This is a genomic window from Photobacterium frigidiphilum, assembly GCF_003025615.1.
Lineage (GTDB): Bacteria > Pseudomonadota > Gammaproteobacteria > Enterobacterales > Vibrionaceae > Photobacterium > Photobacterium frigidiphilum.
Genome location: NZ_PYMJ01000023.1, coordinates 14,598 through 36,465 on the forward strand (window position 1 = coordinate 14,598; position 21,868 = coordinate 36,465).

The following is a 21,868-nucleotide window of genomic DNA, read 5'->3' on the forward strand; positions in this document are numbered from 1 at the left end:
TAGTCAAAAGACAATAAGGGTTCAGCGTACAATTAGGGTGTTTCTATGTCTTCAAAATCATCTTCCACCATTTTTTCAACATGGATTGGTGGCTACGAAATAAATAAGCATGTTACTAATCCCAATATCGAAGTGGGTGATTTCACGTATTATTCTGGTTATTACCATGATAAGCACTTTGAAGATCAATGTGTGCGTTACTTACTTGGGGATAGCTCCAGCCACAGTGTGTGGGAATCTGGGGTGTTTGGTGACGTCGATAAGTTGATTATTGGTAAATATTGCTCGGTTGCATCTGGTGCGACATTTATGTTAGCGGGTAATCAAGGGCATCGGCACGAATGGATATCCTCTTTCCCTTTCGATTACGAGGTCTTTGGCGATAAAGTAAAGTCTGGTTTTGAATTGGCTGGTGATACCATTATTGGCAATGATGTCTGGATAGGCAGTGAATGTGTCATCATGCCTGGTGTCACTATTGGTGATGGTGCCGTTATTGGTGCACGGGCTGTGGTGACGAAAGATGTTGAACCTTACACCGTCGTTGTTGGTAATCCCGGTAATGCAGTGAAATCTCGTTTTACTGAGCCACAAATTAAAATGCTGCTTGAAATGAAGTGGTGGAATTGGCCAATTGAAGTATTACAAGCCAATATGGATTTAATGTGTAGCTCTGATATTGATGGTTTATATCAACGATTTCTTCAGTTTCAGGATATATTAAAAAGTACTGACGAATAGGTGTGGAAATAATGTACCCAACCTACCTCAATTCTCGCTGAAACGAGTATCTTGAGGTAACTTGGGTATAGGGCATGGTACGGTTGATTGGAACAATACCATGGCCCTATTTTGAATTGTCTACTGTTTATTTCACGTATTGCAATCAGCGCATATTAACTGTGCTTCACTTGTTCACTGTCGAGAATTTTTACTTTGTGATGTGCTAGCTCTTTCTTGGGTAATGCCGTTTGTGTATTTTTGTGTACATTCACATGCCTCCCACTGTGTGTCATTAATTGATCCGGCGGTAAATTTGACGGATCCGCATCTAAATTAATGGTCGGCTTCACTAGAGCATAATCCATGATATTACGCGCAAGTGGTGCCGCATATTTACCCCAACCAGCATTTTCTAGCACAATAGCTACCAATACCTTCGGGTGGTTCAATGGTGCGAAACCTGTAAACAAAGCATGGTCACGAAGGTGTTCAGCCACCTCTTTCGAGTTGTATTTTTGGCCTTTTGCCAACCCAAAGACCTGACTGGTACCGGTTTTACCACCCGCCTCATATGCCAAGTTTTGAAATAACTTACGTGCTGTCCCCGATACTATTACGCGGTGCATACCTTCTTTTGCTAAATCCCAATTTTGCTTTTTAGCTTCACTGATACGGAGGAAATCTTTGAACAGCACGGGCTCAAACTGCCCATCTTCCATCACCGCTTTCAACAAGTGTGGGCGATGCACCACGCCTTCATCTGCGACCACAGCAGTCGCTTTTGCAATCTGCATCGGTGACGCTGTCCAATAGCCTTGACCAATACCAACCGGAATCGTATCCCCTTGGTACCATGCTTGATGGTAATGATTATGCTTCCATTCTCGGGTTGGCATATTGGCGGTACTTTCTTCGTTGATATCAATGCCAGACGGTTTACCATAACCGAACTTGTTCATCCATACCGATAAACGGTCGATCCCCATGTCGTACGCTACTTGGTAGAAGAAGGTATCTACAGATTGTTCGATCGCTTTTACGACATTCACTTTACCGTGCCCCCAGCGTACATCATCGCGGAACTTACGGCTTTTCGAATGAGGAATACGCCACCAACCAGGAAAATTGCGTGTGGTGTTTGGCGAAATTACCCCTTCACTTAACGCAGCTACGGCAATCTGTGGTTTTACTGTCGATCCCGGAGGATACACGCCCAAAGTCGTTCGGTTCAATAACGGGTGATCAGGGTCACTCAGTAATGCATTGTAGCGTTTCGATGATATGCCATGCACAAACAAATTCGGATCGTAACTTGGGCTAGACACCATTGCTAATACCGAATTATCACGTGGGTCTAACACTACGATCGAGCCACGACGGTGATAATCTTCCATTTTGTGCGTGATCGGGTTTTCTTTTTTGATGGTTAGTTGCTTGTTCGCATACAACTGCAAGCCTACATCTATATTTAATTTGATATCTTGGCCCGAAATAGGCGCGACATAATCGAGTGTTCGTACCACGCGGCCGCGGCTATCAATTTCGACTTTTTCGTAACCCGATTGACCGTGTAACGTGTCTTCGTAATAGCGTTCAATTCCTAACTTACCGATGGTGCGTGTTGCTTTGTAATTGGTGTACTTCTCTTCTTCTTTTAGACGGCGAATATCACGGTCATTAATTTTACCGACGTACCCCAATACATGTGTTAGGTTCGCACTGTACGGGTAATAGCGTTCAAGGTAAGCATCGACATCGACTCCGTTATAGTGAAATTGATTCACCGAAAACTCGGCAACTTGTACTTCACTCATCTGTTCAATTAAAGTAACCGGGCGGGTGCGCAACGTTCGGTGCATGGCTTTTTTGAATTGAGCAATGTCGCTCTCGTTCAAGCCTAATAAGCTTTTTAACGACGCTAAGGTCGCATCCATGTCGTGCACTTTTTCTGGCACTAATTCGAGGGAATAGACCGGCGTATTCTGCGCCAATAACACCCCATTACGATCGTAGATACGCCCACGGTTTGGCTCGACAGGAATGACTTTGATGCGGTTATTATTGGAGCGCGCTTGATATTGGCTGTGGTTTTTAACTTGTAAATGGTAGAGGTTGGTAAGCAACACACCTACGCCTACAAGCATAAATAGGAAAGCGGTAATGGCGCGGCGAGTAAACAGCGCCATTTCGGATTGGTGATCTCTGATTTTTACTTTTTCTTTTGACATAACAACGCTTTATGATTGAGAGGCGACCACAACTTTGCCTTCTTCTACATGAGACGTTTATTAGCAGGATCTGACGGAATGAATATGGCGTTCATCTATTCGTTTAAGCTTATATTTTGTTGCATCTAGCTTGGCTCGAACTATATGGATTACGCTTGTTACAACCTGACATTGTAGACAGTTTACCCAATGTCAGTCACTCTAACCCACACATTAAAACTGCAAACTAAGATGCTGAAATCATAGCGCTTGGCGTCATTGCGTCTGTAGGGATTCAGATTCTTCTTTACGTTTATAATGGCGGCTAGTGCCGTTGTTCCCAACATTTTTGAAGTGCTAATTCCAATGGAGTGTGTGTTATTTCACTATTATTGATTCGCGGGAAGGTGTTATGAGAACACATCCCCCCTTGTTGCCATAATGTCCGTGCCTTTAAAAAACTCCTAAATAAGGGTGAAAATAAGGCGATAAATTCCATTATTGTCCAATGCAAAGGAGTAACGATTACTGGCTTTCCACTGCTTAACGCTAGGCAGCGTGCGATATCATTAATGCTCGCGGTATGCCCTGAATAATAGAGTGTATCGAAAGTGTTAAACTCATGCTGTTGATGAGTAACGATGTGGACCAAATTTTTAGCAAGGTCGGGCAAATAGGTCCAATGATGCTTCATGGCTTTTTCGCTAGGTGATTGCAAAAGAAGTTGGTGCTCAGTTTCCTTTACGAGCATGCCTAAATAACACTTTCTATGCGTAAAACCGAGTGTATGTCCGCAGCCTATTACTAATACTCTTACACCAGTTTGGCTAGCATGGTATAGCCTGTTATGCAGTTTATGTGGCAGTGCAATTTTAATGGGTTTCTTTTGATGCCAAAAAGCAAACGAGGGAAGTTGATTTTGTTTAATGTCGTATTTGTTTGTTGTGATGATTAATTGGAGGTTAAAAAATTCAGCTAATTGAATGATTTGTTCTAACGGAAAGATAAGGTTGTTGCGTTGATGCGTATCGGTTTCTGGCTGGTGAATAAAAATAGCATCAACATCTTCGACGAGATCATAAAGAAAGTCTAAATCAGTATGAGTGAGTTCGACCAAGGTTAGATTACCCAAAAGAGGAGCATCTATTTCACCTTCTTTGATTACCCCCATCACCTCCCAATTTTGTTCTATTAATGCTTGGCACAGATGTTTACCCATTTCCTCACAGACACCAAAGACTAATGCATTTTTCATTCAATATCCTCATCTATGCGAGTTACCTTATCTATTTAATTAAGCAGTCTGTCGTGGATTAACGATATAGTAAACCTACAATAAAGTATGGTGGATATACGAATATGAATAGCATGGAATGGGACTGTATTCGGATATTTTTAGCCGTGGCAGAACAGGGAAGCATGTCTGCTGCTGCACAAGTTGTAGGAATGTTTCAACCGACGGTGAGTCGTCAAATTTTGGCGCTTTAATTACTCTTAGTTTCATTCATTATTTAAAATCATAAACGTCTTTCGTTTGTGTGTTTTATGCTCAAAAAATGTCAAGATTTAGTTGGCAACAGTGATGCGAAATATTTTAAATTTTGCGGTAATTCTGATTGTAGAGAAAGAATAAAAGACGAATTGCAGTAGGATCTTGGAATCAAGCGATAGAGGTCATTCTAGTTTTAATTTCTAAGCGTGAAATATATCATGAGTCAGTTAAAAGTAGAGTTATTACTCTTTTTTATCTTGTTGTTTTTCATCGGGATTTATAGTTCATAAAAAATGATTAAAAACTAAAGTGTTTATCTGTTTTAATTGATGAAGAATAAATGGCAAGCATATAAACATTTATAGTTTTATATATTAAACGTAATGGAAGAGGCTGTATGATTTATACCAAACCAGGTTGTGATGGCTCTTTAGTGAGTTATGACATTAACCCATTAGGCTTATTTTAAAAAACATCTGAAATAAACAGACATGATTTTTTTGCTCTGGGAATCTCCCAAGGCTTTTTGACGGTAGAGTAAAATGAAACATATTATTTCAAAAGTAGAAGATCTCAAGAACATTGGTATTAAATTTGATGAAGAAAATGTTAAATCTTGCCTTGTTCATTACGAATTAAAAGGCAAAATCAGAGAAGTACTTAGCCTTGCTGAAGAATTAGGTTTGGATATTACGAAAGATAAAACCAAATCTAGTGTGTCTGTTGTTGTCAGTAATTTTTCGGATATAGATGGTTGCCGAAAAAAGGTGTTAAACCAGGTGTATCAAGAACAAACACCGTTGGTTATCGCAACTTTGAAAACAACAAACATTTTTAAAGAAATACTGTTCACATTAGGTGAAGCAGTTGACCGAACAAAATATTACAAGTAATCACTATGCCTCTTATTATGAATAAAGAACGATTAACAAAACTAATTTCATCAGCAAAGTTTTATGAACTCAATTTACATGATGACAATATTAAAGCGTGTTTGATTGCAGTGTATATGTATGAAGATTTTAATGATGAACACCTAGATTTTACCTTAATGGAAGCTTACCGATCTCAGCCGACAGTGTTTATTGGAGCTCTTCGCAAAACAAAGGAATTTTGTTGTTGCCTCGAAGCCCTAAATCGCGAAATTGAATAAGTTATAGAATTATGTCGTGACTAGGAGATATTACTAGGCATGAATATGATTGCGTTATTATTGGCTCTAGATTGGGTGGCGCTTGGGGGCATTGCGATCGGCTGAGAAAGGAAACGTTGGTGTCATTATCAGCAGTGAAATTCAAGCAGACGATGAAACTCGTGTACAAATGGTTTGTTATGGTGAACATCATGATACTGCTTGGTTAATGACAGCTAGTGTCTCTGTGACGAACAAGCAGAAAGAGCAATGTCACGTTTTCCTTTTAAATATAATTAATAGTAATCAGTGAAATTAATATGAAAGTTGTGTTCGATAAAATAGAAGAGTATCAAGAAATCACGGGGCAAGAAGGCGAGCATATTGATAAATTAAAATTATATGTGAAATGCTATTTTATAAAAAGTAAATTCTTTAACGACCAAGATAAGGCGATGTTATCTCAAGGGATTTTAAAAATATTGCAGTGTGAATTTAATTTTTGTGAATTAACATTTAATCATGATGGCATTGATATAATTACAGATATAAATAATATCATTGTGCGTAATATTCTTGGCGCATAGTGTAAACTTTAAGCTAGACATCATATTGTCATTATACATTATATGCTGTCTTTTTTTATGAGAAAGAAAAGTGGTTGTATTTACATTTGATTCAGTGGATTTTATTTGTTCGATGTTATTAACTGTTAACAATATCGAAAAAGCAGCAATATTTTATAATGATGGTAAGAAACTTTGCAAAGTTGTCGGTTTTGATGTTGTTAATGATGATTTCGAAGTTAATGGTATGAGTGTGGAGTATGAGCGTCAGTATGTTCTTACACTGTTGGATGGCAGCACTCTAAAGGTAACATTAATAGGAGATGCGATGGTGGTTGAGTCTTAAAATATAACTTTATCACCAAGTTTGACCGCTAATGCGGTTCACTTCACAGACGCTCCGGCTCTGCCCGAACCTGATTAATGAGTTATGCCGCTTTTGGGTTCTCTAACGTACTCCAATAGTGATTTTAAATGATTCTTGTCGACATTGTGGAATGACCGCAAGACAAACTCTACTTGAGTTTTGCGGTTATCTTTTTCTATCTGATCACAGTAAGCGTACTCACGGCTAGTATTAAGCGGGTTAACCTCACTATAAAGACCGATTTTCCATTTCAGACTCAAGCTAGCGGCGTTAATTCCCCCAAACCTTGATCAAGAACAGATTCGTTAAGCCCTGATTTAGCCGCTACGTTCTTGCCATATATTTAGCTTCTTTATTTATATTTCAATGTGTTTTGGTACTGCGTACTGTGTGTTGAATTTGTGTCGAGCTTTACTCTCGATTGATTGTAGAAATCAGTACCAATATTGTGAACATCAACAAGTAAGGTCACACCATCAGTCACATCGTTCAATACTCTAAATGAGAAAATATAGCATTCAAGGCGGAAGCGAGTGCAGTGTAATAGGTTTGTAGCGTATTTATTTCAGTCCAGTTCGTGCGAAGATTAACCTTAGTATAAGTGCTGTAACGATTAACTGCATGAAGGATGATAACTGTTTAAAATGGTGTTGCTAACAGATAATATGACACTTAAAAAAAACTTTTTTATCAAATAACATGATGTCGGCATTATTACTCTCAAAGTTGTTACTTATCGTTTTTGTTAACCAAATAAGGCTGAAAAAAAGAGATAGAACTAAAATGAGAAGTAGGGTCATGGTGATAATTTTCTGTTTCATTCTTAGTAAGACCTTAAATGATAATGTTGAGATATAAATTTCATTTGATGACGTTGTATTAGTAACTGTTCAATCATACTTAGTGGCATTTGAGTACTTTTTTGATATCGAAAACAGTGGTAGCAAGAGATGTAATTACTCATTTGAGATCTTGGTTTCAGTGAGGGGCAGTGATGCTGCCATCTAGGGATGGCAGCACTCTTTTCGTTATTACAGCACGCTTAATGCTGCGTCGTAATTGGGTGCATCAGTGATCTCACTGACAAGTTCGGTGTATAGCACTTGCCCTATTTCATTGATAACAATCACGGCACGTGCGGTTAAACCAGACAACGGCCCTTCACCAATACATACGCCATAATCTTTCGCAAATCCGTTTGAGCGAAAGCAGCTTGCCATCATTACGTGTTCAATATTATTCTGCTCATTGAATCGACTGGTTGCGAATGGTAAGTCTGCAGAAATGCCAAGAATTACAATATCGGTATGCTCTGTTGCTAATTCATTAAATTTAATGACACTGTTTGCACAAACTGGTGTATCAATACTTGGGAATATATTTAAAATAACTTTTTTGCCCAAAAATTGGTTGAGTGTAATATCTGTTAAGTCGTTACCACACAGAGAGAATGATGGTGCATTCTCTTTGATTTCTGGTAATTGACCTGTGAGCGGCACGGAATTTCCTGTGAAAGTGACTGTAGTCATTTTATGATCTCTTTTTTATAATAATGGGTGATTAGATGTATTGTTTTGCAATTGTAATCGCTTTTGTTAAATCAGGTGTTGTAGTCAACTCAGGTACACGTTGGATATGACGGATGATGTTATTCTTATCTACAACAATGATGGTGCGGGTCAATAAGCCGATACCAGCAATTTGTGTTCCTGTTTTTTGACCGAAGCTATGCGATACGGCATCTGATAAGAAAGTAATTTGCTTGTTGATCTCGGCGGCTTTGGCAAAGCGAGATTGTGCAAATGGTGTGTCAGCACTGACAGCTAAGAAATCAATACCTGAAGTATTGTTAGCATTCAGGTAGTCGCTTAGTTCGTGCAGTTGCTCATCACATACAGGGGTATCGACAGAAGCAATGATGTTGTAAATGCGTATGTTCTTTGATGGTACTGTTGTATCGAAATCACTAAGATCATTTTGTTTAAGCATAATGCTCGGCATCATATCGCCAAGTTTAACCGCGTGACCAGTCAGTTGTAATGGGGCAGTTTCTAGTGTGACGGTATTACCGATGCCTAATGGTGCAGAATCGGTGACAGTACTGAATTGATTGGCTGCAAGCGTTGCTGTTGATAAAAAGCAAGCTATTAAAGCAGATAAGGTTGTTTTTTTCATTGATTATAACTCTTATTGTTGTTAGCAGAATAAGAAATCCTGCTTTCGAATTTAATTAATGTATTACTTTATTAATGATTTGAACGCAGCACTATAATCAGGCTCATCAAATAGGTGACTAATAAGTTCATGATGTTGAATCTTACTTTTTTCATTAATACAAATAACAGCACGTGCTGAAAAACCAGCGAAAATAGAGTCGGAAATTAAGGTGTTGTAATCATGCATAAAGATTGGTGAATGGTAGCATGATGCAAATTTAATATAATCTAACCCTTCGGATTCAATAAATCTAATAAGTGCAAAAGGAGTATCGATTGATACACACAGTACGGTAATGTCTGTTATATATTTAAACCTCATTGCCCATAAGTTGAACTCTCGAATGCTGTTGGCACAAAGAATTGAGTCCACGCTAGGAAACGTATAAATAATCAGTTTATTTCCTTTAAAGTGCTCAAGTGTAACCGGTGAAAAGTGAACGCTTGTTAATGAAAACTGTCGAGCCTGTTCGCCAACATTAACAGGTACACCTGTTATTGCTATTGATGCATTTTTATAAGAAATATAATTCATTTAAATACTTAGTGTTACGCTAGTAATAAACCAACATGTGTTATTTGCTTTGGAGCTAATATATTGAAATGTCATCGCTTTTAATAATTAACTTTTCATAAATTTAAAATGCCAATAAAATCATTAATATAGAGAGGAGTTATGACTCTAAAGTGTGTATTTTTGTGACTGACATCATAAAAATACGCTTTTTTTCATAGCGTGAATTAAATTTTCATATGATAAATGTCATTATTTATAGGCATAAATGCTCAAGTTTGCCTGTTAAAGCAGCAACTTATGTGCGCCTGATTGCATATTAATTGTAATTATTGATTATTGATTAGTGTTTTATTGTTGGTTTATGTATGATTCTTTCAAATAGTTACATATAATGAAAAGCCATAACATATAGAGAAAATTATGTGGATATTTCATCCTCATCAACGTGAACAGCTCCATAACTCAAAGCTTAATGTTTATAAACGTATTAAATCGACAGATTGTCAAATTTTAAAACTATTGGTTAAGCATCAAGGTCAATTAGTCAGTAAAGACGTACTAAATAATAATGCTTGGGAAGATAGGATCGTTTCAGATGCAAGTTTAACGCAAGCAATAGCACAACTACGATTAACACTCGGGGATAGTGGGAAAGAGCAAAAAATAATAAAAACACTACCTCGGAAGGGCTACATGCTAATTGAGGGGCATGTTGTTTTTTCTGATGATTATGAAAAAATAACAAAGTCGACAACGAGCACTTCATTAAGTCAGAATGAGGTGAAAGTTCACGTTAAAACAGAAGATGATAATAAAACTGAGGCAAAAATAATCCAAAAAATTCATTTTTTGTGCCAATTAAATTGGTGGCGTAGAATGAATGTTTTTTTTATCTTCATTATTTTACTGTTTGCTTCTTTTTTCTATTACCGTTTAGGGAATGTTATGATTCAGCGATGGTCACTAGAGCCAAATACGTGGAATATGACAGACGTCGGTGGTACAACGTATTATTACGATAACCATGGTGGTAGTGAAATATTGTATAAACAGGTTGTTAGCAAGTTAAACCAGCATATTACCGATCTATTTATTTCAAAGAACCCTGGTCAGTTCTATGTATCGTGTGTTTACCGTTGCGTAAAACTCAACGAACAATCCGTTAAAAATCTCTCTTTTTCTATGGATTATTCTTTCCTTGATATGCGGAACATCATTAATGAACAATGTCGCTAAATACACACTGGTATTGTACTGCTTAGGAGCATTGTGTGGAGCGGTGTACTTGTTAGGTTCAAATGAGTTATTTGTGAGTAAAGTAATTAATAACCGTACGAACCCGATAGTTTTTAGTGAAGGAGTTGCCTATGGTAAAAATAGTGTCAACCGCTATCGTGAAGTGCACTCTATCCTTCGTTTATTCTGGGGAATACACAGCATGAAATCGACAGTTTTATCTTCAAACTCTGATGATAAAGCATATAACCAATCGTATTCGATCCATTTTTTAAGCAGTAACTTGTTTTCAGTATCGATGAGTGCAGGCAATCAAAAGAAACGGTCTAGTTCGGGGTCAGATCTCTCAGAAGCCCATTTAAATGAGTACCCACGAGACGAGGTTTTTCAGATCGTAAAGAAAACGTCGGCACTTATATGTTACTCAAGCTTGAGTACATCAGCTGTAGATTGTGTACAGTTTGTAAAGTGATTCCTGAATTTTATGATGAAAACACTATCACCGTACTATTGTTCGACATGAGACTGTATGTAAATTCAAACTTGTTGTACAAATGAAATGTTCGTCTTCATAGGCAATTTTGAAAAATTCATAACGTGGAAAAGATCGTTGATTAACCAGAAAAATATCCTTCTCTATCATCGAATCGTAATTATTATTAGTGAGAGTCAGAGAGGACATTACGTCATTACCTAAAAATTTAATCGAATAGGTATTGTTGTAAAGCTTCACTTCTCCCTTAGTGCTAATTGAGGCTTGTACTGTGGAAAATCCCCACAAATCCGTAATGATTGAATTAAGCTCTTTGTATGCACTACTATCACCATTAAGAAAGAGTTCTTTTTCTGAATAAAAAGCGGGAGAACCATACTGTTTTATTACTTCAGGACGGTTTGAAAAATTTACTATCACTAGAGTTAGAAAACAGAAAAGAGAAAGAAAAATATAAATATATAGGATTATTTTAGTTACATGTTTCACGTATCTTTCCTAGTATTAATTCAAACGGATAATCATCAGTAAACGAGATATTATATGCATTATCTTGTTTGTAAGTCTTGTTATAGTAAATACACGAAAGATAAAATCTATCAGGATTCTTAAAGATAAGTATATGACTAATAGTGTCGGGGATATTATCTTTCAAATAAAGGTATAATTTCTCACTTGCATTTTCACCATCTAAATGAAAATGAGTATTATATTCATTTTTTATTATAATTGGCAAATTAACCAGACCTTTCTTCTGATAAAAAAGGTTGTATATGTTGTAAAAATTAACCGTGGCAATAAATAAAAAAACAATGAAAAATAAATTTTTAATTTTATTGTTTACATATTTTCTGTAGAAAAATTTAATGCTTTCAATGCTCTCATTAAGTAAGAGCATGTTGGTGTTTTTTTCTATGTTAATAATGGTATGGTCGTTTTTTTCTTCAACATTAAACGTTGAGGTAATGGGTTGATTTAAAACAATATTACCAGGCAGTAGCATGTATCCTTCACGAGGTTTGGTTTTTATTATTTTTTGCTCTTTTCCACTATCTCCCAATAAAAATCGAAGTTGGGAGATTGATTGAGTAATGTTATTTTCCGATACGGGCCGCCCTCCCCATATCTCATGCATGATTGATTTTTTTGTGACATAGTGACCCTCATTACTTATCAGTAAATACAGAGTGTCTGACTCCGTAGATTTTATTCGTTTTACTTTTCCTGTTACCACATTGACTAACTGATGGTAAGCTGTGGGGTTAAAATGCCACAAAATTTATACTCACTAATTTTTATACATTTATTTTAAATAATTAATGTCACATGGAAAAATGAAATTAAAAATGTAAGCAATTATTTCACAATGTGAATAAGAAGTCGATTGTTAATCATATCTAGTGCCCTTTCTAAAATTAAAGTATTTATTCAGAATATTCCCGCTTTCTACTGTTTAACGCTAGGCAGCGTGCGACCGCGAGTAATACCTTACACCAGCTTGGCTTGAATGATTTGTTCTAACAGAAAGGTAAGGTTGTCGCGTTGATTCGTATCGGTCTCTGGTTGATGAATAAAAATAGCATCACCATCTTCGACGAGATCATAAAGTCTAAATCAGTATGAGTGAGTTCGACTAATGCATTTTTCATTCAATATCCTCATCTATGCGAGTTACCTCATCTATTTAATTAAGCAGCCTGTCGTGGATTAACGATATAGTAAACCTACAATAAAGTATGATGGATATACGAATATGAATAGCATGGAATGGGACAGTATTCGGATATTTCTAGCAGTGGCAGAACAGGGAAGTATGTCTGCTGCTGCGCAAGTAGTGGGAATGTCTCAACCGACGGTAAGTCGTCAAATTCTGGCGCTTGAAGAGCGAACTGGATTACATTTATTTGAACGTTCAACAAGCGGTTTAAAGCTGACACCAGTCGGCCGCCAATTGTTAGAGTCAGCTAAAGATACAGCATTAGGTGCAGAGCGCTTTTCTCGTCAGGTTAACGGTAGTTCAATTGAAGAATCGGGCAATGTACGTTTAGCTGTAAGTGAGTTATTTGGTTTTCATTTTTTACCTGATGCTTTAGCTGCATTTCACCGAGTGCATCCTTTAATTAATGTTGAGTTGATTGTGTCGAATGACAAAGTGAATTTAAATAAACGCGACGCAGATATTTCGATATGCCAGCAAAAACCGGAACAGCCCGATCTTGTCGTTACGTATTTAATGAGCAGATCATTGGGTTTTTTTGCTCATGAATCCTATATCGATGATGTTGGTTATCCTAAAACACCAGATGACATTTATCGTGCACCGCATAGCGTTATAGGATTTGATAACAGCAATATGTATATTAACGAGGCTGAAAAATCGGGGCGTAATTTATCCAAAAAGCAATTTATCTTTCGTACTGATAGTTACCAAATGCAACTTAATTTGATTCAAGCACAGGCCGGTGTTGCTGTTACGATTGCAGAAGTTGCTAAGAAAACGGCTGGCTTGATTGAAATATTCAAAGATATCCCATTGCCTAATATTACATGGTGGCTAGTTTGTCATCGAGATGTGCAGGTGAACCCCCGAATTCATCATTTAATGGTTTTTTTAAGAGAGTGGTTTCAAAAACAAGATGAGAAATTATAGAGAAATATACCTATTATATTACTTACCTAAAGTGATGGTTGCCATGCCCATGCCACCCTGTCGTCTTACCTCGTTTTATATACTACGTTCAAATAAGACTTAGAGTTCCTTCATTTTTGAACAACCTGAGTGAGCAATGCGTGAAATCACCTTTTTCTTGCATGGAAAATGAGTATTTATCCTCTTAACCTTAAAAATAATTGAGGTAAGGAAGATCCCCCGCTTCTTTTACTCAACTAAAGTTGAATATTTGCTGGCATTTTGTTCGGATAATTGTCTTTTACCCGATAAAAATTGATCTAAACCAGTTTCGCTTAAATTTTTAGCCTCGAATTAAAACAAAAGTTGAGACTTTCAAAAAAAATTGAGTATGATGTGATCATATAGATAAAAACGAAGAAAATGCTGATCGACACATTTTTCGTTGCAAAGTCTGATTGACGTGTGTTTGGACAGCATTTTGTCCTGTTTACCTTTTTTCTGATGAGATAACCATGAGCAATTCTTTAGTTCTTGTAATCAATTCTGGTAGTTCTTCACTTAAATTTGCACTAATCGATACGGTTAGTGGCGAAGCAACCTTAAATGGTCTTGGTGAGTGTTTTGGTCTTGCTGACGCAAACGTTAGCTGGAAAATCGACGGTAAGAAACATAAGTTTCAACTAAGCGATAACGGCAACCACCATAAGCAGGCAATTGACCGTATTGTTGCTTTACTTGAAGAGCAAGGTATTAAACAAGATATCGTTGCTGTCGGTCACCGTGTTGTACATGGTGGCGAGAAGTTTACTCAAACTGTCAAGATTGATGAAACTGTCTTACAAGAAATTGAGAATCTTAGCGATCTAGCACCGCTGCATAATCCTGCACACGTTGTTGGTATGCGAGCTGCAATCGCTGCTTTCCCTGCTTTATCTCAATATGCAGTGTTTGATACTGCATTCCACCAAACAATGCCTGCAAAAGCATTTACTGGTGCAATTTCAAGCAAGCTATATGATGACTACGGCATTCGTCGTTACGGCTTCCATGGTACAAGCCACTATTTTGTGAGCCGCGAAGCAGCTAAAGTAATTAATAAACCGATTGAAAAAAGCAGCTTTATTTCAGTACACCTTGGCAATGGCGCATCAGTTTGTGCAATTAAAGACGGTCAAAGTGTTGATACAAGCATGGGCTTTACACCGTTATCTGGCTTAATGATGGGCACACGTTGTGGTGATTTGGATCCAGGCATTATTGAATTCTTGCTGAAAAAAGGTTGGTCTACAGAGCAAGTATTTAAAGAGCTAAATTCTAACTCTGGCTTCTTAGGTGTATCTGGCTTAACAAGTGACTGTCGTGGTGTTATCGAAGCGATGGAAGAAGGTCATGTTGGTGCAACACTGGCATTTGAAATCTTCACTTACCGTGTAGCAAAATACATTGCCTCTTACATGGTGGCATTAGATGAATTAGATGGCATCATCTTTACGGGTGGAATTGGTGAGAATTCATTACCTATCCGTCGCCAAATTCTTAAGTCTCTTAAGATCTTTGGTTACCGTGAAGATGAAGCAGCAAATGCTGATGCACGTTTTGGGAAAGACGGTGTTATCACGCAGGCAAATACACCTCTCGCAATGGTTATTCCAACCAATGAAGAGTGGGTAATTGCAAAAGAATCTATGGCGCTTTTACACGCTTAATAGATTCAAATCAGCCTGTATAAGGCTGGTATTGCCAAGTTGCCTATGAACTTGGCAATACCCTGTTTGGAACGCAGGGATTACGGAACGGGAAAACGGCTCTGAGTGTATGCTCAGGGCCGTTTTTTTATCAACGGTAGTACAGCAATCCATCAAGAGAGATACATTTTATGATGTGGTTTCGAAGCTGGTTTTATGGAGGCTGTTAGCAAACTTTTTCACTACTACTTCACCGTTAGGCGCTGCTTGATACTACCCTGCGTGAGCAGCGCTTCTATTAGCAGTTTTCACCGATTTTCAATCATGGTGATAGTGTAATTCTAGGGGGGACAAAAAAGCGCGTGAACTCTTTGAAACGACGCCTCATATCGTTAATATGCTTTCACTCCCATTAATGAGTTAGCTGCTAAACTTACGACTCAGCCCCCTATTTCACTTTAAAAGACTTTTTGTATCGTTTGCTTTGGCGGCTTTTAGTTCATCGCTTTGAATCCGTGTGTTGAATGCTGTGAGAGGAATAGGCAATAAAAATTATGAAAGTGGGCTGGCTACCTACAATCGATGTCATAGAGCAAATAACATACATCTCAAAGTAAGGTGAGTTATGGGAAATGATAATGAAAGTAAATTATCCCGCCGAGATTTTTTAAAAAATGCAGGTTTAGCTGCTCTGGCGACAGGTGTTGGAGGGAGTTTGATTGGTCCCCAGTCTGTCAATGCTCAAGCAGAGCATGCTGAAAGCAAGGGGATGCCCAAGCAGCCCAGTGCTGGTCCTTATAATATCTTAATGATTGTTACGGATCAGGAACGCCATATGACACCAGAGGAACTGCCGGAAGGGTATCAATTGCCGGGACACCAACGCCTAGCCAAGCACGGTGTTGTATTTGATAACCACCAAGTTGGATCGTGCGTATGCACCCCGTCACGCTCAGTGATATATACAGGGCAGCATATCCAGAATAATGGCATGTTCGACAATACCAATTTTCCCTGGTCTGGCAGCATGTCGACAGATATCGATACTATTGGTGACTTGTTACGAAAGGAGGGGTATTACACCGCCTATAAGGGCAAATGGCACCTCACCGAAGAATTTGAAACCGCCAATGAACTGCATTTCCCCCAAAAGATCCTCGTTGAAGAAATGGAGCAGTATGGCTTCTCTGATTATTTTGGGATCGGAGATATTATTGCTCATACCGAGGGGGGGTATTTGCATGATGAAGTCATCTCCGCGATGAGCCGAAGCTGGCTACGAGGCAAGGCAGATCAGCTCCGTCAGGAGAATAAGCCATGGTTTCTGGCCGTCAACCTAATTAATCCCCACGATGTAATGTATTACAATACCGATCTTCCCGGTCAGGCACAGCACTCGGGGGGGGTGATGATGCGTATGAATCGAGAGCCGAATAATCCCCTTTACCAGAAAGAGTGGAACGTCAGCCTGCCTGAATCTCGCAGCCAACTGATTCAAGAAAAAGGGAGACCGACCGCACATCTGGACTATATGCTATCTCGCGGTGCGATGGTTGGGGTCGTCCCCAATGTTGACGAGCGTTGGCAGCGCCTGAATAACTATTACCTTAACTGTGTTAGGGATGTGGACAACAGGATAGTCGAAATATTGGATGAGCTTGATAACCTTGGTATTGCTGACAACACAATTGTTATTTTTACCGCAGATCATGGAGAGCTGGCTGGGGCCCACGGGTTATCAGGAAAGGGGGCCACGGCTTACCGTGAACAAAACAATGTGCCTTTTACAATTTCACACCCTGCCTTTGAAGGAAATAAGCGCTGTAAAGCTGTGACCTCACATGTGGATATAGCAACCACCTTGCTGAGTATCGCTCGGGGAAAAACGGTCTCAGTTAAAGATCTCCCAGGCAAAGATATAACGACCTTACTCGGTAATCCTGAGGCGGCGGCAATCGATGCCCTTCGCGTCGGGGCATTGTATAACTACAATATGTTGGCTTATTTGGACGCAGCATTTTTTACCAACATTAATAAATTCTTTGCTGAAGGCGGGAAGCCAGAGGAGATTGCCAATCAAGGTTTTCGACCAAATTTAAAAAAACGCGGTGCTATTCGCAGCATCTGCGATGGGCAGTACAAGTTTAACCGTTATTTTTCTCCTCTTGAGCATCATATACCACGCTCTATTGAGCAATTATTTGCATATAACGATGTTGAGCTGTTCGACCTGAAAAACGATCCACTTGAAATGAAAAATCTCTCTCTTGATTATCAGAAATACGGTGATCTCATCTTAACGATGAACAATAAACTTAACTTACTCATAGAGCAGGAAGTGGGAGAAGATATAGGACAGATGTTGCCGGGGGACGATGACGTTGGCTGGAGGCTCTCCCCTGACATAAAACATCTGAGACTGTAACAGTGTGCCCAAATTTTGTCAGTGCAATCATATTGATCACCCAACCAATGAAGAGTGGGTAATACCAAATCCATTAATTATCTGATCAGTTCAGCGAGAGTTAAAATGCTTTTAGGCAAGGAGATAAATTGAGGATCTAGTGGCTCTAAATTGAAATTTATTAACGCAGTATAAAAGTCTTTTAAACTCGCCCAAAGGGAACACCACTGGAAGCCAACTTCTGTGTCTAGCGATTTCAAAAGAGAACCACTCTTTTATCAAACACTATCCTTGAACTCGACTCCCAGTGGTATTCTGAATGGTCAGATAATTAATGGAATTGGTATAATTGCTAAAGAATCTATGGCGCTTTTACACGCTTAATAGATTCAAACTAGCCTGTATAAGGCTGGTTTTGCCAAGTTGCCTATGAACTTGGCAAAGCCCTGTTTGGAACGCAGGGATTACGGAACGGGAAAACGGCTCTGAGTGTATGCTCAGGGCCGTTTTTTTAATTTCTGAATATGGTGAAACTAGACGCTTATTTTTGTGCTAGATGCTGAGGTTTACTGATCAGGCGAGCAATCATTTTATTAATCGCGACCATCTGCGGCGCATCTTTACTGTAGTAATTATACGGTGGAAGATTGTTGGTACTATAACCCCAGAAATCCCAACACCCATTGGGATTCATAGGGCTTAGCATTGATTTATTAACTTGAGGGAAGAGCACAACCATGCTGTTGGTATCTGCGACTTCTAAATAACCCGTTTCCTTTACATATTTTGTCCCTATTTCGGAGGCGCCTTGTTCACAGCCATGTACGGCGACATGAACTTTACATTGCTCTGCACGGCAATTTTCGGGTATATACACAAACGCGGTTTCGTCCATGCTTGTGAGTGGGCTGTCAAAAAAGGCACTCTGATTAAACTCAATGAGTTCGCCGCTTAATTTCTTGGCTGCAGGGTTCTGGGCACCGTATATGTGTTCGAGAATACGCTGAGCCTGCGGAATATCGCAATTATTGATAAACGGTTCTTGAGTTTTGTCGCACTGGGTGTCGTTTTTATCGGTGGTGATAAAGGCATGGCCTGCGTTAATTCGGTTGTTGTACAGTATATGATCGTCACTCACTCCTAGTTTCTGGTAAAACTCGGCGGTGGTGTCTACAACGCCTGTCACGACGGTTTTATCACTTGCTCCAGAGAAGATATATACTTTGTCATCCTTCAGATTGTCTACGGCATCAATTTCATCGGAATCAGCTGTGTCTTTCGCAAGGTCGACCAAAAAATCACTGTCTGGGTACATTATTGACGGGCAGCCGACAATGCTGTTTTTACAGGGATTCATGCAGGTCGTTGTTGCGTTCAGAATTGGCGTAATAAACGGGTTGCTGAATGGATTGTTACCGGCACAGTTCCATGGGCCACCTGCGACTATACCTGCACCAACCAGATCTTTAGAGTAGGCGACATGGAATTGAGCCGCCATAAAAGCACCGGAGGATAACCCAGATATGGAGGTTTCGTTTGGAAGAGCATTCAGTGCAGGAAGTTCTGTTTGTGTCGCAAGGACTGTGGTGCTAAGAGAAATAAACAATAGAGCAATTGTGATTCTAAGTTCCTTTATCATGTTTGCCTCCTGGCAATTTATAATATTAACAATAGGTATCGGTTTTGTGTCCTTACAACATGGTGTTGAAACTATGTGGCGTTAACACAAAGATTGCGTGACTTGAAAATGTTGTACACGCTCGGGTTGCCTGTGGGCAATATCCCGGGATGAGAATATGCACGTATAAAATAGGTTGCATCTTTGTTTGTGATTTACGAAAGAAGAATGCGGTTGAGGTATGATTTTCTGGTGTTTGAGTTATGGGCTTTGCAAGGAACATTAATGCAGGTCAAATAAATCAGTAACGGCCCTGAACCATTCAGGGCCGTTTCATTGTTTGCCCAGCAAAGCTGGCAAACCCGTTCACTTGAAAGATAGTGCAGTCACCCCGACTAACGGGAAGACAATCCGAATGGCAAGGGCGTCACTGGCTAACGGTGGGGGCTGAAGGAAGCCATAGGAAGTTTACTGCTCTTGCCAAGTTGCCTATGAACTTGGCAATACCCTGTTTGGAACGCAGGGATTACGGAACGGGAAAACGGCTCTGAGTGTATGCTCAGGGCCGTTTTTTTATGCGCGCGAAGTTATCATTTTAAATAGGCACGATTTTTTCTAACTCGGTATACGCCCTGAATACAAAAAAAGGTCAGGGAAGCACTCACCTGACCTTTTCTCATACCACAGCAGGGGTAGTGATTAAATAAAGATACTTGAAAGGAAGAAGCCAACAGGTACAGCGCTCACAATTCCCAACGAACCCGGTAGGAAGAATGGGTGGTTGATGATCAGCGAGCCATTCCACCTCTTACTTAAGAATGATCCAGTGTCATCAGTCGCAATAGCAAAAGCCGTGGTTGGGTAGATGTTAGTCATATACAACGCACTAACAGCAACAAAGCTAGCCAAGATAGTACCAGCATCTACACCTAAGGTAGCCGCAATTGGTACTAATAATGCGCTGGTAGCCCCCTGACTAAACAGCAGGGCACTCGTAGCGAAAAAGACGACTGCAAGTAATGCCGGATACTCGTTTAACACACTGCCCGCAACATCTTTAATTTCACCAATATGGGCACCAATGATGGTAGAACTTAGCCACACAATACCGAGAATAACAATCAAAGATTCAGCACCATCCCTAAAGATTGGGGCATGCTTAATTTCTGATAATTGCACCTTACATGTCATCGCCATCAAGAATGAAATAAATAGCATTGTAATGACAATAATATCTTTAGATCCTAATGTGTGGCCAATCACTGATTTAAACATCAGCATGCAGACAATGAAGATAACACCGGCTAGGAATAACATCACCGAACGTTTGGCTTCTGGGGTCGGCTCTGCATCTTTTTCTTCATCGGAACTAAAGTTAACTAGGCCTTTTTTCACGCGCTCTTGATAGATAGGGTCTTCAGCCAGCTCCACACCTTGCTTGCTGGCAACAAAGGCCGCAACCGCAGAGCCAACTAGTGCCGCAGGAAAGATCACACAGAGGGCATCAAAAAAGTTTACGCCCATCTGCTCTACCACAACATACATAGCAGCTGTTGCACCAGATATAGGCGAGGCAGTAATCGCGATTTGTGACGCGACAACAGCCGAGCTTAACGGTTGGCTTGGGCGAACCCCATTCTCTTTGGCAACCTGTTGAATGACGTTTAAAACAGACATGGCGGTATAGCCAGTGCCTGCAAGGGTTGTTAATATAAAGGTCGTAGCAGGCGCGAGAATATTGATATACTTAGGGTTATTGCGCAACATTTTCTCTGCGCATTTAACCATGTACCCCATACCGCCAGCTTGCTGCATTACAGATAAAGCAAGAATGACCGACATGATGATCAAAATAACAGAAACAGGTATATCTCCGGGAGATAGGCCCATTATATAGACGGCAATTACCATCCCTACACCACCAGCCAATCCGACACCTATACCACCCAAACGAGCGGCAAGTATGATACATCCCAACAATAAAATAATTTCCAGTAACAGCATAATAAATCCCTCAATTTTTTATATTTATATTGCGACATCAGTGTTGAACTGAATTGCAAATTAATTACGGGTAGACAGGCCTCAGATAACAAACCACGTCTGCTAGTTTGTTAACACTGATAAAAATTGTTCGGTTCAGCCTTTTTTAGAAAGTATTTCTTTATGAAAACTCAACGAGCAGTTGAATTACTGACCTCCGCATCTTGTTCACAAATAAGAAAACACTCTAACAAGTTGAATATTTATTAAATTCCAAGCAGTCAAAACCCACAAACAGTTCTAGTCTTTCTTGTTTTTCCTTATGGCGGAGTTTTAATATCTAATTGTTATTAATGGGTATTTCCATGGTCCCCATACCATATAATTTAGATAGGTTAATAAGTTAAACCATCATAAGAAAACCAACTTTATTATTCACAATAATCATTCGGCCTGTGAATTTATAAAGACTCTACTTAGCTTTCCATTGTGTTTGAAATGCCTAAATCAATTCTGTTATGCGGAAACAGCATCATCATAATCTATATTTGATCACAGAATATTTTGCACGATCATGGCTGGTAACTAAATGCACAC

Annotated in this window: 19 protein-coding genes; 10 read left to right on the forward strand and 9 right to left on the reverse strand. The window is 39.2% G+C overall.

The features are described from left to right. The first annotated feature begins 45 nt into the window (after positions 1-45). A complete protein-coding gene (locus tag C9J12_RS19225; protein WP_107244184.1) occupies positions 46-741 on the forward strand; it encodes a CatB-related O-acetyltransferase in 696 nt (231 codons plus the stop codon). A 155-nt stretch (positions 742-896) separates the two neighbouring features. Here C9J12_RS19225 and mrdA read toward each other — a convergent pair whose 3' ends face one another. Next, on the reverse strand, positions 897-2,951 hold the full coding sequence (gene mrdA / locus C9J12_RS19230; RefSeq protein WP_107244185.1) for a penicillin-binding protein 2: 2,055 nt from the start codon (positions 2,949-2,951) through the stop codon (positions 897-899). Between the two features lie 304 nt (positions 2,952-3,255). Continuing rightward, positions 3,256-4,185: a Rossmann-fold NAD(P)-binding domain-containing protein gene (locus tag C9J12_RS19235; RefSeq protein ID WP_107244186.1), complete on the reverse strand. Its 930-nt coding sequence runs from the start codon at positions 4,183-4,185 to the stop codon at positions 3,256-3,258. 113 nt (positions 4,186-4,298) lie between these two features. On the opposite strand from C9J12_RS19235, the gene C9J12_RS19240 reads away from it, so the two are divergent. From C9J12_RS19240 to C9J12_RS19265, 5 genes are all read left to right on the forward strand, one after another. Continuing rightward, positions 4,299-4,418: a LysR family transcriptional regulator gene (locus C9J12_RS19240; protein ID WP_227876418.1), complete on the forward strand. Its 120-nt coding sequence runs from the start codon at positions 4,299-4,301 to the stop codon at positions 4,416-4,418. A gap of 546 nt (positions 4,419-4,964) precedes the next feature. Beyond that, positions 4,965-5,315, forward strand: coding sequence for a hypothetical protein (locus C9J12_RS19245; RefSeq protein WP_107244187.1), 351 nt, complete (start codon positions 4,965-4,967; stop codon positions 5,313-5,315). A 17-nt stretch (positions 5,316-5,332) separates the two neighbouring features. Continuing rightward, a complete protein-coding gene (locus tag C9J12_RS19250; protein ID WP_146150094.1) occupies positions 5,333-5,575 on the forward strand; it encodes a hypothetical protein in 243 nt (80 codons plus the stop codon). Positions 5,576-5,874: 299 nt separating this feature from the next. Further along, complete coding sequence (locus tag C9J12_RS19260; RefSeq protein ID WP_107244190.1) at positions 5,875-6,141, forward strand: hypothetical protein; 267 nt, start codon at positions 5,875-5,877, stop codon at positions 6,139-6,141. 70 nt (positions 6,142-6,211) lie between these two features. After that, a complete protein-coding gene (locus C9J12_RS19265) occupies positions 6,212-6,466 on the forward strand; it encodes a hypothetical protein (protein ID WP_107244191.1) in 255 nt (84 codons plus the stop codon). Positions 6,467-7,518: 1,052 nt separating this feature from the next. Here C9J12_RS19265 and tpx (C9J12_RS19270) read toward each other — a convergent pair. The 3 genes from tpx (C9J12_RS19270) to tpx (C9J12_RS19280) all read right to left on the reverse strand — a co-directional run bounded on the left by tpx (C9J12_RS19270) (position 7,519) and on the right by tpx (C9J12_RS19280) (position 9,238). Further along, complete coding sequence (tpx, locus tag C9J12_RS19270) at positions 7,519-8,016, reverse strand: thiol peroxidase (RefSeq protein WP_107244192.1); 498 nt, start codon at positions 8,014-8,016, stop codon at positions 7,519-7,521. A gap of 31 nt (positions 8,017-8,047) precedes the next feature. After that, positions 8,048-8,662, reverse strand: a complete 615-nt coding sequence (locus C9J12_RS19275) for a redoxin family protein (protein ID WP_107244193.1) — start codon at positions 8,660-8,662, stop codon at positions 8,048-8,050. 63 nt (positions 8,663-8,725) lie between these two features. Next, positions 8,726-9,238, reverse strand: a complete 513-nt coding sequence (gene tpx, locus C9J12_RS19280; protein ID WP_107244194.1) for a thiol peroxidase — start codon at positions 9,236-9,238, stop codon at positions 8,726-8,728. 402 nt (positions 9,239-9,640) lie between these two features. On the opposite strand from tpx (C9J12_RS19280), the gene C9J12_RS19285 reads away from it, so the two are divergent. Further along, positions 9,641-10,456, forward strand: coding sequence for a winged helix-turn-helix domain-containing protein (locus C9J12_RS19285; RefSeq protein ID WP_107244195.1), 816 nt, complete (start codon positions 9,641-9,643; stop codon positions 10,454-10,456). Positions 10,457-10,955: 499 nt separating this feature from the next. On the opposite strand, the gene C9J12_RS19295 is transcribed toward C9J12_RS19285, so the two are convergent. Continuing rightward, a complete protein-coding gene (locus C9J12_RS19295; RefSeq protein ID WP_107244197.1) occupies positions 10,956-11,438 on the reverse strand; it encodes a hypothetical protein in 483 nt (160 codons plus the stop codon). After that, positions 11,422-12,225: a winged helix-turn-helix domain-containing protein gene (locus tag C9J12_RS19300; RefSeq protein WP_170111823.1), complete on the reverse strand. Its 804-nt coding sequence runs from the start codon at positions 12,223-12,225 to the stop codon at positions 11,422-11,424. The genes C9J12_RS19295 and C9J12_RS19300 overlap by 17 nt, the downstream gene beginning before the upstream one ends. Positions 12,226-12,702: 477 nt before the next feature. Between C9J12_RS19300 and C9J12_RS19305 the strand changes: the two genes are divergently transcribed. From C9J12_RS19305 to C9J12_RS19315, 3 genes are all read left to right on the forward strand, one after another. Next, entirely contained in the window at positions 12,703-13,599 is an 897-nt protein-coding gene (locus C9J12_RS19305) for a LysR family transcriptional regulator (RefSeq protein ID WP_107244199.1), read from the forward strand. A gap of 494 nt (positions 13,600-14,093) precedes the next feature. Next, entirely contained in the window at positions 14,094-15,287 is a 1,194-nt protein-coding gene (locus C9J12_RS19310) for an acetate/propionate family kinase (RefSeq protein ID WP_107244200.1), read from the forward strand. A 604-nt stretch (positions 15,288-15,891) separates the two neighbouring features. Further along, positions 15,892-17,691: a sulfatase-like hydrolase/transferase gene (locus C9J12_RS19315; RefSeq protein WP_107244201.1), complete on the forward strand. Its 1,800-nt coding sequence runs from the start codon at positions 15,892-15,894 to the stop codon at positions 17,689-17,691. A gap of 520 nt (positions 17,692-18,211) precedes the next feature. On the opposite strand, the gene C9J12_RS19320 is transcribed toward C9J12_RS19315, so the two are convergent. Together C9J12_RS19320 and C9J12_RS19325 are read right to left on the reverse strand one after the other, a co-directional pair. Further along, the gene (locus C9J12_RS19320) at positions 18,212-19,309 is read right to left on the reverse strand and encodes an extracellular catalytic domain type 2 short-chain-length polyhydroxyalkanoate depolymerase (RefSeq protein ID WP_107244202.1); all 1,098 of its coding nucleotides are present in this window, start codon (positions 19,307-19,309) and stop codon (positions 18,212-18,214) included. 678 nt (positions 19,310-19,987) lie between these two features. After that, positions 19,988-21,292 (reverse strand): anaerobic C4-dicarboxylate transporter, encoded by a 1,305-nt coding sequence (locus C9J12_RS19325; RefSeq protein ID WP_107244203.1) that lies wholly within the window; start codon positions 21,290-21,292, stop codon positions 19,988-19,990. Positions 21,293-21,868 lie beyond the last annotated feature (576 nt).